Source organism: Citrobacter sp. CK191, assembly GCF_030333435.1.
GTDB lineage: Bacteria > Pseudomonadota > Gammaproteobacteria > Enterobacterales > Enterobacteriaceae > Citrobacter_B > Citrobacter_B koseri.
In genome coordinates this window covers 207,024-219,654 of the sequence record NZ_JAOWFX010000031.1, presented here as the reverse complement: position 1 = coordinate 219,654, position 12,631 = coordinate 207,024, and the positions used below count along the sequence as shown (strand labels likewise).

Below are 12,631 nucleotides of genomic sequence, written 5' to 3'. Positions count from 1 at the left end.
TCGCGGGCGACCGCTCTCTGCCCGTGCGTTTTTATCAGGCGAGGCGTTGATATTCCTTCGCTATTTCACAGGCCAGTACAGCGTTGTTGAACACCAGTTGGATATTGGATTTCAGGCTATCGCCGCCGGTCAGTTCCGCCACGCGCGCCAGCAAGAATGGCGTGCTTTCTTTCCCCACGACGCCCTGCTCTTCCGCTTCTTTCACGGCCTGATCGATCGCCGCGTTGATTTTCTCTTCCGCCATCGCAAACTGTTCCGGGATCGGGTTTGCCACAACCAGACCACCGTTCAGGCCGGTTTGCCATTTCACCGCCATTGCGCGGGCGATGTCTTGCGCGCTGTCCAGGCGAATACTGACGTCAAACGGACTGGTACGGCAGAAAAATGCCGGTAATGCCTGGGTCTGATAGCCAATTAACGGCACGCCAAAAGTCTCTAAATATTCGGTGGTTAATCCCAGGTCGAGAATTGATTTCGCCCCCGCACAAACTACCGTGACATTGGTATGCGCCAGCTCCTGTAAGTCAGCAGAAATATCAAACGTATGTTCTGCGCCACGATGTACGCCACCGATACCGCCGGTTGCAAATACTTTAATTCCGGCCAGTGCGGCAATAATCATGGTGGATGCGACCGTCGTTGCGCCATTTTTCCCAGCGGCAACCACAAATGGTAAGTCACGACGACTGACTTTTGTAACGTTATGTCCTTCACGACCTAATAATTCAATTTCTTCTTTATTCAGGCCCACTTTCATTACACCGCCAATAATGGCAATGGTTGCGGGCACGGCGCCATGCTTACGAATGGTTTCTTCAACTTCAATTGCCGTTTGCGCATTTTGCGGAAAAGGCATGCCGTGGGAAATAATGGTTGATTCCAGCGCAACAATGGGTTTCTTACTCTTTAATGCGTCCTGTACTTCTGGCGAAATTTGTAATAATTCAGAGGAAAGAGTTAATTCAGACATTCTGTGTTCTCCACTAACGATGTAACATTCGCGACAGATAAATCAGGGTTATTGGTATATTCACAGGCAAGCGCCATTGATGAACAACCCTGTGCAAATCGAACCGAATCTATAAAGGGTAAGCCGTCCATCCAGCAGGCGGCGAGTCCCGCCATCATGGCGTCGCCAGCGCCGGTCACATTGACGACGTTGGTTTTAATGGGGAGCGACCAGCCGTTTTCGCCGTTGATATCGCTGTAATAAACGCCGTCGCCACCCATACTGAGCACCAGACGGTTCAGGCCATGTTCATGAAACCATGCCGCAACGCTCCCGACATCTTCCCGCCCGGAGAGGGGAATGCCGCTGAGGGTTTCAGCTTCAAGCCGGTTGGGTTTCAGCGTGTGAATTTTGCCAAGTCGCTCGCGAATTTTGACACACTTCCAGGCAGAAACCGGATCAACAAACACCGGCACATCGCCCGCATTTTCCAGCACCCAGTTCAGTGCCTCTTCGCTGATATTACAATCGGCGACAATCACTTTTGCCCCACGAATAAAATCAGCATGCTGTGATAAAAATTCAGCCGAAATAAAGTCGGTAATGCTCATGTCATTTATGGCGACCAGCATTTCTCCGGTATTGTCGAGCAGGGATAAGTAACTTGACGTATTTTCTCCCGGCACAATCAGACATTTATCAACGTGCACACCGGATTGATTCGTTTGCGCCATTAATGACTGCCCATAGAAATCACTCCCGACTGCCGTCAGTAGCCATGAGTTTTTTCCCAGTAGCGCCAGATTATGCGCAATATTGCGCCCCACGCCGCCGGGGGTAAATTTTATTTTTCCCGGATTGGAGTCCGCATAATTTAAAGAAGCATGCGAATACCCGGCAACATCCATATTGGCTGAGCCAATCGTCACTATGTATTCCGTTTCACGCATAGAACGTCCTCTGGCATTAAGCTGCCATAACAATGAGTTCGTTAAGAATAACCACCGCCACAATCGAGATTATTAGAGCACATGTTCATATTAAAACATGTGTTCATGATATGCGTGTTTTTGATAAAGTAAATCCATCCGCAAGCCCCAAAGCGAATAGATATGAACAGAGTCACAATTTTTTATAGATACAGTTTGCAAGGGAGGAAAAAGTTGCGAGCCAGGACACAAAATAGGGGGGATAAAAAAGGCAGAAAAATGCCGGATGGCGACGCTAATGCGTTTTATCCGGCCTACAGGATCGGTATCCGTAGGCCGGATAAGGCGCTCACACCACCATCCGGCACAAGGTTTTACATTATGCCGCTTTCGCGATAACTTCAGCTTCCGGGCGTTTCAGGAACGCATAGGCCAGACCGGCAACCAGCGTACCCGCAACAATCGCCAGCAGATAGCCCAGCACCGGTGTAATCGCGCCAGGAATCAGCAGCACAAACAGACCGCCGTGCGGCGCCATCAGTTTCGCGCCAACCCACATTGAGATTGCGCCTGTCAGCGCGCCGCCGACGATACAGCATGGCAGGACACGCATTGGGTCGCGCGCCGCAAACGGGATCGCGCCTTCGGTAATGAAGCACAACCCCAGCACCAGCGCGGCTTTGCCCCCTTCCTGCTGCGCCTTGTCGAACTTACGACGCGCAACCAGAGTTGCCAGCCCAAGAGCCAGCGGAGGAACCATGCCTGCCGCCATAATCGCCGCCATCGGCGCATAAGTCTGGGTACTCAGCAGACCAACACCGAACGCATACGCCGCTTTGTTAACCGGGCCGCCCATATCAGTACACATCATACCGCCGAGGATCGCGCCCAGCAGTACCGCATTCGCCGTCCCCATCGTTTGCAGCCAGTGAGTCAGCCCTTCCAGAATGCCGGCAACCGGTTTACCGATAAGGTAAATCATCGCCAGACCGACAATCAGACTGGAAATCAGTGGAATGATCAGGATCGGTTTCAGCGCTTCCATACTCTGCGGAAGTTTTAGTTTAGTGCTGATAAGTTTCGCGACATAACCGGCCAGGAAGCCCGCGATAATACCGCCGATAAAGCCAGATCCGGTGCTCACCGCCAGCATACCGCCGATAAGACCCGGCGTCAGGCCTGGACGATCCGCGATGGAAAACGCGATATATCCCGCCAGCACTGGCACCATTAGCGCGAAGGCGGAACCGCCGCCGATCTGCATCAGCACCGCAGCCAGCGTACCTTCTTCTTTAAACGCCTCAATACCAAACGCAAAGGAGAGCGCGATACACAACCCACCTGCAACCACCATTGGCAGCATGTAGGAAACGCCCGTCAGCAGATGGCGATATGCGCCAGCGCTCTCTTTTTTCCCTTCTGTCGCGGCGGCCTGCGCTTTGCCCGTAGGCGCATACGGCGTCGCTTCCGCTACGGCTTTGTCCAGTTCCTGCGCGGTTTTCTTCAGCGCCAGGCCGGTTGATGTACGGTACATCGGTTTTCCGGCAAACTTCGCCAGATCCACTTCGATGTCAGCCGCCACGATCACCAGATCCGCTTCCGCAACCTCTTCCGGCGTGATGGCATTGCCTGCGCCCACGGAGCCGCGGGTTTCGACCTTCACCCACCAGCCACGTTTTTTCGCTTCGGTTTCAATCGCCTCAGCCGCCATAAAGGTATGCGCGACGCCTGTCGGACACGCCGTCACCGCCACGACGCGTTTCGGGCCGCTGGCCGCTGCCGGGGCGGCAACCGCTGTCGGCGCGCTGTATGGCGTCGCGTGTCCTTTCGCTTCATTGAGGAACAGTTCCGGGTGCGCCACGGCACGGGCAATATCGCCCAGCCAGACTTTTTTACCGTTCAGCGCGCTGTCGTTCGGCACAGCGTCAGCCAACACAATGGCTAACTCTGCGTCATTCGGATTGTCGATAATTTCCAGATTTGCTTTATGTGCCGCCGCGCCGAGCAGGGTCTTCGCCATGTAAGCGCGAGCCTGGCCGAGATTGGCGTCAATAATCAGCAGCGTTTTCATTATGCCTCTCCTGCTGTCAGTTAAACGGTTTTAAGTCGACGCGCGCCATCATTGCGGCCAACTGAGGACGATCGGTAATGCCCACATTGCTCTGGCTTACCGCAAGCGCGGCAACGGCTGTCGCCAGACGCAACGTATGTTCACTGGATTCACGCATCAGCAGGCCGTAAATCAGACCGCCAACCATAGAATCCCCTGCACCTACGGTACTCACCACATCAACGGACGGTGGCTTCGCGATCCATTCGCCGGATGCGTTCACCCACAGCGCCCCTTCCGCACCGAGAGAGATCACCACATGCGCAATACCTTGCTCACGCAGGGCGTGCGCCGCGTCGATCACATCTTTCATTTCCGGCAGCTTACGGCCTGCCCAGATTTCTAATTCACGACGGTTCGGTTTCACCAGCCACGGCGCCGCTTTCAGACCCGCCACCAACGCTTCACGACTACTATCAAAGATAATGCATGGGCACTGGCTACGCAGACGCGTCATCCAGTCGGTAAACGCTTCCGGGCTGACGCCTGTCGGCAAGCTGCCGCTGACGCAGACCATATCGAACTGACCCAGCCAGCTCAGCGAATCGTTCACAAAACGTTCCCAGTCAGCCGGAGTCACGTCAAAACCGGAGAAGTTAAAGTCGGTCACTTCACCGTCTTTTTCCGTCAGCTTAACGTTGATGCGGGTACGCCCCTGCACCACCTGAAAACGGTTGGCAATGCCCAGCTCGCTGAACAACTGCTGGAAACCGTCCTGGTTGTCTTTACCCAGGAAACCGCCAACCGTGACATCAATACCTAAATCTTTCAGAACCCTGGCAACGTTGATGCCTTTACCCGCCGCATGCAGACCCGTGGTTTTCACCAGGTTCACTTCGCCGCGTTCAATCTCCGGGCAGAAACCGACCAGGTCGTATGCCGGATTAAGGGTGATAGTAGCAACACGTCTGCTCATTACGCGCCCTCCCCAAGACCAGCGGCAATGGCGTCGCCAATCGCTTTCAGCGCCTGTTCAGCATCTTCGCCCTGCGCCGTAAAGCGCAGACGATGGCCTTTCTTCACACCCAACGCCACCACTTTCATCAAACTGCGTCCATTTGCCGGTTTTCCGGTTCCATCAAGGTTTGCCACGGTAATTTCGCTATTAAATTGTTTAATGGTATTCACCAGCATGGTGCCCGGACGGGCGTGTAAGCCATGCTCATTGCGCACGACAAATTCGGCGCTCAGCACGTCGTCAGTCAATGCTTCATCACTGGTCAGCAGCGCCAGCACGGTGGCGGCATCCGCTTTCAGCAAACGGTCAGCTTTATTGTTCAGCAGCAGATCGCCAAGGCGCTTCAGCACGGCGACGGGCTGATCGTCATTCATCGCGACAGTCACCAGCAGCGCAGCCGCTTCGCCCTCTACGTCAAACGCCGTGGCCGCACGGCTCACAGCGATAGCGCTGCGCAGGTTGCCGTCCGCGCTGTCGTTCAGCCAGATGCCCTGGCCGAGATTCATCGGCTGTTCATTGATGGTTCTGGCGACAAACGCGGCATCCACAGCGCCTGCTTCTTTCAGGCGCGCGGCGTTCAGCGCCTGTAGCGTCACCAGGTCGCTGGCCGTCACATCCAGCGTCAGGGTGTCGTTATCCAGCTTCAGCTGTTCGCTCTGCTTTTCACCCATCAGCAACGCGCGCAGTTCTTCTGCCGTCGTGGCGGATTTCAGCTGTTCAGCCACAGAGTCATCGCTTAATACGTGCGTCAGCTGACGCAGCAACCCGAGATGCTCATCGGAGCTGGCGGCAATACCAATCGCCACATAGGCCACTTGCCCTTCGCCCCAGGTTACGCCCTGCGGAAACTGGAACACCTGCACGCCGGTTTTCAGCACCTGATCGCGCGTGTCGGTCGTTCCGTGCGGAATGGCGATACCGTTGCCAAGGAAAGTGGATGTCTGTTGCTCACGCGCCAGCATGCCGTCGACGTAGCCGTCTGCGACGTTGCCCGCCTGCACTAACGCAGCGGCAACCTGGCGAATGGCCTCTTCTTTGTTTCCGGCCTGTTCGCCCGGATGAATGTCCTGAACCGATAACTGGAACATAGTTCTCCTCTCCTGCTGAACTTGAAACGATTCAGCTAACATGAGAAAAAAGGCGCTAATCTGACTTGTAATCAAAAACAAAATAGCGCTGAAACGTTTCAAGAAGTCTTGCGCTTTCTGCTTCAGCACGCAAGTAAAGTCGTAAAATTGATGACAGAATTTAGAGATAAAGCACACTTTTCATTCAGGCAGGTAATAAATGCTGAAGTGAATTGCCCGTAAAACGATCTGTTTCAGCACCGTCAGCATCTTCCCTTCATAGACTGAAATGCTATTTTGATTTTTTGTGGCGATTTTGATTTGGGCACCTGTTTATTTCCTGACGAGCAGCGTAAACTCCGCGTCTCTTCACACCACTGATATAGAAACATGCATAACACCCCCGTTGCCGCCACACCAAAAACGTTTGATTTGACGTCTTCGGCATTCCTGCTCGTCGCGTTTCTGACGGGTATCGCCGGTGCGTTACAGACGCCGACGCTCAGTCTTTTTCTGACGGATGAGGTACACGCTCGTCCGGGCATGGTTGGCTTCTTTTTTACCGGCAGCGCCGTTATCGGCATTCTGGTGAGCCAGTTTCTGGCCGGGCGCTCCGACAAAAAAGGCGATCGCAAAAGCCTGATCGTTTTTTGCTGTGTGCTGGGCATGTTGGCCTGCGTGCTGTTTGCCTGGAACCGCAACTATTTTATTTTGCTGTTCGTCGGCGTTTTCCTGAGTAGTTTTGGTTCGACCGCGAACCCGCAAATGTTCGCCCTTGCCCGCGAACATGCCGATCGCACCGGTCGCGAAGCCGTGATGTTCAGCTCGATATTGCGCGCCCAGGTTTCGCTGGCGTGGGTGATCGGGCCGCCGCTGGCCTATGCGCTGGCGATGGGGTTCAGCTTTACCGTGATGTACCTGAGCGCGGCGGCGGCGTTTGTCGTCTGTGGCGTTATGGTCTGGCTGTTTTTACCGTCAATGCGTAAAGATGCGCCGCTTGCTGCCGGAACCCTTGAAGCGCCGCGCCGTAATCGCCGCGATACGCTGCTGCTTTTTGTTATCTGCACATTAATGTGGGGAACCAACAGCCTCTATATCATTAATATGCCGCTGTTTATCATTAACGAACTGCATCTGCCGGAAAAACTTGCCGGCGTCATGATGGGGACTGCCGCCGGGCTGGAAATTCCCACTATGTTGATTGCAGGCTATTTTGCTAAACGTCTGGGGAAACGCCTGCTGATGCGGATCGCCATCGTGGCGGGGTTTTGCTTTTATGCGGGTATGCTGCTGGCGCACTCGCCTGTCGTTCTGCTCGGCTTGCAGTTGCTGAACGCAATTTACATCGGCATTCTCGGCGGCATCGGGATGCTCTATTTTCAGGATCTGATGCCCGGCCAGGCGGGTTCAGCAACCACGCTGTATACCAATACCATCCGCGTAGGCTGGATTATCGCCGGATCGCTGGCGGGGATTGCGGCGGAAATCTGGAATTACCACGCCGTATTCTGGTTTGCGCTGGTGATGGCCCTCGCGACGATGGTTTGTCTGGCACGCATTAAAGACGTTTAAGGCGCCGTGAGCGTTTCCAGTTCAATGAGGTAGATCATTGCCTGCGCCCTTGTCTGACCGCACATATCGGCGCTGGGTTGCAGACCTGCGCAGACCTTTGGACGCAGCGGCGAACCGAAGATCTTACAGCGTTGATGTTCATCAAGCTGGACGCACGGCGTGTTTGCGGGTTTACCGTCAGGCATACCCGGAATGGGGCTGGAGATTGAAGGCGCGGTGCAACATGCTCCGCAATCCGGGCGGCATTCCATACAGTATTCTCTATTCGTAAGCCACCGGACTGAAAGTGGGCGAACAGTATACACAAAATCATCCGGGATGCACCGAGGCAGCAAGTGAATGTGAATTCCACTTGCCTGAATCGCCCGGCGCGAGTAGTTTGACGCGATATTTTAGACATTCTCTACAACAGGATTTTTTCGATGCCAAGAGCGAACGAAATTAAAAAAGGTATGGTACTGAACTACAACGGCAAACTGCTGATTGTAAAAGATATTGATATTCAGTCACCGACCGCCCGCGGTGCCGCGACGCTGTACAAAATGCGTTTTTCCGACGTCCGTACGGGTCTGAAAGTCGAAGAGCGTTTCAAAGGCGACGACATCGTTGATACCGTCACCCTGAGCCGCCGTGGCGTCGATTTCTCTTATATCGACGGCAACGAATATGTGTTCATGGATAAAGAAGACTATACCCCGTATACCTTCACCAAAGATCAGATTGAAGAAGAACTGCTGTTTATTCCTGAAGGCGGAATGCCGGATATGCAGGTGCTGACCTGGGACGGTCAGTTGCTGGCGCTCGAACTGCCGCAGACGGTTGATCTGGAAATCGTGGAAACCGCACCGGGCATTAAAGGCGCGTCAGCCAGCGCCCGCAACAAACCCGCAACGCTGAGCACCGGTCTGGTGATTCAGGTGCCGGAATACCTGAGCGCCGGTGAAAAAATCCGTATTCACATTGAAGAACGTCGCTACATGGGCCGCGCGGACTAAGCGCCCGTTGCCGATGCACCAACAAAAAAGGACAGCCAGGGCTGTCCTTTTTTATGACCAACAGGTGTTACAGCAAATCGCGGAACTGGGTCTTTTTCAGCGCCAGTTCAACGCCACGAATTTCCGCCAGCCCTTTCAGACGACCAATAGCGGAGTAGCCGGGGTTGGTTTTCTTATGCAGATCGTCAAGCATCTGATGACCGTGATCCGGGCGCATTGGGATCGGACGCAGATCGCCTGCCAGCTTACGACGCTGTTCTTCCGTAAGAATTGCGGTAATTACCGCAACCATATCGACATCCCCTTGCAAATGCGCGCCTTCGTGGAAGGTTTTCGGGTTATCTTCACGGCAGGTTGAGCGTAAATGGGTAAAGTGAATGCGGTCGCCAAACGTCTCGATCATTTTCACCAGGTCGTTATCCGCGCGTACGCCGTACGAACCGGTACACATGGTGAACCCGTTGTTAATGCTGTCTACGGTTTCTTTCAGCCACTGCATATCTTCAATGGTAGAAACGATGCGCGGCAGGCCGAGGATGGGGCGCGGCGGATCGTCAGGATGCACTGCCAGGCGCACGCCGACTTCTTCTGCCACCGGTACAATCGCACGCAGGAACACCGCCATATTTTCGCGTAAATCCTCTTTGCTGATACCGTTATATTCCGCCAGACGCGCACGGAACTGATCCAGCGTATAACCCTCTTCAGCGCCAGGCAGCCCGGCGATAATATTCCGGGTCAGTTTTTCGATATCCGCAGCGCTCATGGCGTTGAAGTAGTCCAGCGCCTGGCGCTGCTCTTCTTCGCTGTAGTCCGCTTGCGCGCCGTCACGCTTCAGGATGTGCAGTTCGAAAGCCGCAAAGGCAATCTGATCGAAACGCAGCGCTCTGGAACCATCGGGCAACGGATATTCAAGGTCGGTACGCGTCCAGTCGAGAATCGGCATAAAGTTGTAGCACACGGTATCAATACCGCAGGCGGCCAGATTACGGATGCTTTGCTGATAATTTGCAATCCAGGTCTGGTACTGCCCGGAGCGTGTTTTAATCTCTTCATGCACCGGAATACTTTCGACAACAGACCAGGTCAGCCCTTTCTCAGCCAGAATGGCCTGGCGCTTTTTAATCTCTTCAACCGGCCACACATCACCGTTCGGAATGTGGTGCAATGCCGTCACAACCCCCGTTGCGCCAGCCTGACGCACATCATCAAGCGATACCGGATCGTTAGGCCCGTACCAACGCCAGGTTTGTTCCATTGCTTCACCTCACAAGTTGTTATACCAAATTAGTTTACCTGAGTGATGACTACCATACAGGTATCGCGTAAATGGTCAACGCAGGGCGCATGATTGATTGATCCAGCTCACAATCCCCGGATAAATGCGGCATACCAATTCAATTTGGTGTCATATAACTTTACACTACCATTGTTAATTAATGGTTAATCAGGTGTGTTCTTAATGAAGACTATTGCCTCTGCCCCACTCCCGGAAGGCGTACAGACGCCTCGCTACGATCGACAACAACTACAAACCCGGATTGTGCACTTCGGTTTTGGCGCGTTTCACCGCGCCCATCAGGCATTATTGACCGACAGAGTGCTGAATGCGCAAGGCGGAGACTGGGGGATCTGCGAGATCAGCCTGTTCAGCGGCGATCGCCTGATGAGCCAGCTTCGCGAGCAGAATCACTTGTACACCGTGCTGGAAAAAGGCGCGAACGGCAATCAGGCGATTATCGTCGGCGCGGTCAAGGAGTGTCTGAACGCAAAGCTGGATTCGCTTGCCGCTATTATCGAAAAGTTCTGCGAGCCGCAGGTGGCGATAGTGTCACTCACTATCACCGAAAAAGGATATTGCATCGATCCGGCAACCGGTTCGCTCGACGTGTCAAACCCGCGCATTATTCACGATATGCAACACCCCACGGAGCCGCACTCGGCGCCGGGGATTCTTGTGGAGGCCCTGCATCGTCGGCGTGAGCGCGGGTTGTCGCCTTTCACGGTTCTCTCCTGCGATAATATCCCGGATAACGGCCATGTGGTTAAAAACGCCGTTCTGGGCATGGCGGAAAAACGCGCGGCGGAGCTGGCGGCGTGGATTCAGCAGCACGTCAGCTTCCCGGGAACGATGGTAGACAGAATCGTGCCTGCCGCCACAGAGGAATCACTGGACGAAATTACCCGCGAGCTGGGCGTCGCCGATCCCTGCGCCATCAGTTGTGAACCGTTTATACAGTGGGTCATTGAAGATAACTTTGTGGCAGGCCGCCCGCAGTGGGAAGTCGCTGGCGTGCAGATGGTTGATGACGTGCTGCCCTGGGAGCAAATGAAACTACGCATGCTCAACGGCAGCCATTCGTTCCTTGCGTATCTCGGCTATCTGGCCGGGTTCCAGCACATCAGCGATTGTATGCAGGACAGCGCGTTTCGCGAGGCCGCTTACCGCCTGATGATGAATGAACAGGCGCCGACATTGCGCATCACCAACGTCGATTTATCCCGCTATGCCGCCAGCCTGATTGAACGCTTCGCCAATCCGGCGCTGAAGCACCGGACCTGGCAAATCGCGATGGACGGCAGCCAGAAATTACCGCAGCGGATGCTGGAAGGCATTCGCGAACATCTGGCGCGTGGGAGTGACTGGCCGCTGCTGGCGCTGGGCGTAGCAGGCTGGATGCGCTACGTCAGCGGCGTGGACGACGCTGGTGCAACGATTGATATTCGGGACCCGCTCAGTGAAAAAATTCGCCTGCTTGTTGAAAGCAGCAGTGACGCGGAGCGGGTTAGCGCGCTGCTGTCGTTGCAGGAGGTTTTCGGCACAGATCTCGTGAAAAATCCCCTGTTTGTGCAGGCCATTGAGCAAGCCTGGCGGCGCATTGCGCAACATGGCGCGCATCAGGCGGTCATTGATACGTTAAAAAATTAACAATTTATGTCTTTCCAGCGGATGAAAAAATTCTTCGTCCGCTCTGCCCTTCTCTTTTTCGTTTTTTTTCGCCAGGATTAGCACGAGCCGTTACGGCATATCATTATTCTGGAGCAGACGTGACCAAAACCAACCTCATTACCGGCTTTCTCGGCAGTGGAAAAACAACCTCTATTCTTCATCTGTTAGCCAACAAAGATCCTGCGGAAAAATGGGCCGTGCTGGTCAACGAATTTGGCGAAGTGGGCATTGACGGCGCACTGCTTGCGGACAGCGGCGCATTGCTGAAAGAGATCCCCGGTGGTTGCATGTGTTGCGTGAACGGATTACCAATGCAGGTGGGGCTAAATACCCTGCTGCGCCAGGGCAAGCCGGATCGCTTGCTGATCGAACCGACAGGACTTGGCCATCCGAAACAGATTCTCGATTTGTTAACCGCGCCGGTTTACGAGCCGTGGATCGACCTGCGCGCCACGCTGTGCATCCTTGATCCGCGTTTACTGCTGGATGAAAAGAGCGTCGCCAACGAAAACTTCCGCGACCAGCTGGCTGCCGCCGATGTCATCGTCGCGAATAAAACCGATCGCGCTACGCCGGAAAGCGAACGCGCCCTGCAAACCTGGTGGCAACAGTACGGCGACAATCGTCAACTGGTTCATGCCGACCACGGGCAAATCAACGGACAGCTGCTGGATTTACCGCGCCAGAACCTGGCGGAACTGCCCGCCAGCGCCGCCCACACGCACCAGCATGCCGAAAGAAAAGGGCTCGCCGCGCTTAGCCTGCCGGCGCAACAGCGCTGGCGTCGCAGCCTGAACAGCGGCCAGGGGCATCAGGCCTGCGGCTGGATTTTTGATGCGGATACCGTGTTCGACACCATCGGCCTGCTCGAATGGGCGCGCCTCGCGCCGGTTGGACGAGTGAAAGGCGTTATGCGCATTAAGGAAGGTCTGGTGCGTATTAATCGTCAGGGCGACGATCTTCATATTGAGACCCAAAACGTCGCGCCGCCGGACAGCCGCATCGAACTCATCTCAGACCGTGAAACAGACTGGAACACATTACAGACCGCATTGTTGAAGCTTCGTTTAGCCGAGGACGCGTAAGGTTGCCTCCGTTTTA

General features: G+C 54.6%; 11 protein-coding genes. 4 read left to right on the top strand and 7 right to left on the bottom strand.

Translation table 11 applies throughout. The features are described 5' to 3' along the window. Positions 1–34: 34 nt before the first annotated feature. From OGV82_RS12625 to fruB, 5 genes are all read right to left on the bottom strand, one after another. Complete coding sequence (locus OGV82_RS12625; protein WP_012131595.1) at positions 35–970, bottom strand: pseudouridine-5'-phosphate glycosidase; 936 nt, start codon at positions 968–970, stop codon at positions 35–37. After that, complete coding sequence (locus tag OGV82_RS12620) at positions 958–1,899, bottom strand: pseudouridine kinase (protein WP_012131594.1); 942 nt, start codon at positions 1,897–1,899, stop codon at positions 958–960. The genes OGV82_RS12625 and OGV82_RS12620 overlap by 13 nt, the downstream gene beginning before the upstream one ends. A 358-nt stretch (positions 1,900–2,257) precedes the next feature. Then, entirely contained in the window at positions 2,258–3,949 is a 1,692-nt protein-coding gene (gene fruA / locus OGV82_RS12615) for a PTS fructose transporter subunit IIBC (protein WP_101744025.1), read from the bottom strand. Positions 3,950–3,965: 16 nt separating this feature from the next. Further along, positions 3,966–4,904, bottom strand: a complete 939-nt coding sequence (gene fruK / locus OGV82_RS12610) for a 1-phosphofructokinase (RefSeq protein WP_012131592.1) — start codon at positions 4,902–4,904, stop codon at positions 3,966–3,968. Beyond that, a complete protein-coding gene (fruB, locus tag OGV82_RS12605) occupies positions 4,904–6,034 on the bottom strand; it encodes a fused PTS fructose transporter subunit IIA/HPr protein (protein WP_101744026.1) in 1,131 nt (376 codons plus the stop codon). Before fruB ends, fruK begins: the two co-directional genes overlap by 1 nt. 369 nt (positions 6,035–6,403) lie before the next feature. Between fruB and setB the strand changes: the two genes are divergently transcribed. Next, positions 6,404–7,585 (top strand): sugar efflux transporter SetB, encoded by a 1,182-nt coding sequence (gene setB / locus OGV82_RS12600; RefSeq protein WP_047462472.1) that lies wholly within the window; start codon positions 6,404–6,406, stop codon positions 7,583–7,585. Here setB and OGV82_RS12595 read toward each other — a convergent pair. Continuing rightward, complete coding sequence (locus tag OGV82_RS12595) at positions 7,582–7,836, bottom strand: YkgJ family cysteine cluster protein (RefSeq protein WP_024130170.1); 255 nt, start codon at positions 7,834–7,836, stop codon at positions 7,582–7,584. The two genes, setB and OGV82_RS12595, sit on opposite strands and share 4 nt — an antisense overlap. 171 nt (positions 7,837–8,007) lie before the next feature. On the opposite strand from OGV82_RS12595, the gene yeiP reads away from it, so the two are divergent. Continuing rightward, positions 8,008–8,580, top strand: a complete 573-nt coding sequence (yeiP, locus tag OGV82_RS12590; protein ID WP_012131588.1) for an elongation factor P-like protein YeiP — start codon at positions 8,008–8,010, stop codon at positions 8,578–8,580. A 67-nt stretch (positions 8,581–8,647) separates the two neighbouring features. Here yeiP and uxuA read toward each other — a convergent pair whose 3' ends face one another. Further along, positions 8,648–9,838, bottom strand: a complete 1,191-nt coding sequence (gene uxuA, locus OGV82_RS12585; protein ID WP_012131587.1) for a mannonate dehydratase — start codon at positions 9,836–9,838, stop codon at positions 8,648–8,650. 204 nt (positions 9,839–10,042) lie between these two features. Between uxuA and OGV82_RS12580 the strand changes: the two genes are divergently transcribed. Next, positions 10,043–11,509, top strand: a complete 1,467-nt coding sequence (locus tag OGV82_RS12580; RefSeq protein WP_101744027.1) for a mannitol dehydrogenase family protein — start codon at positions 10,043–10,045, stop codon at positions 11,507–11,509. Positions 11,510–11,628: 119 nt separating this feature from the next. Then, a complete protein-coding gene (locus tag OGV82_RS12575; RefSeq protein WP_101744028.1) occupies positions 11,629–12,615 on the top strand; it encodes a CobW family GTP-binding protein in 987 nt (328 codons plus the stop codon). Positions 12,616–12,631 lie beyond the last annotated feature (16 nt).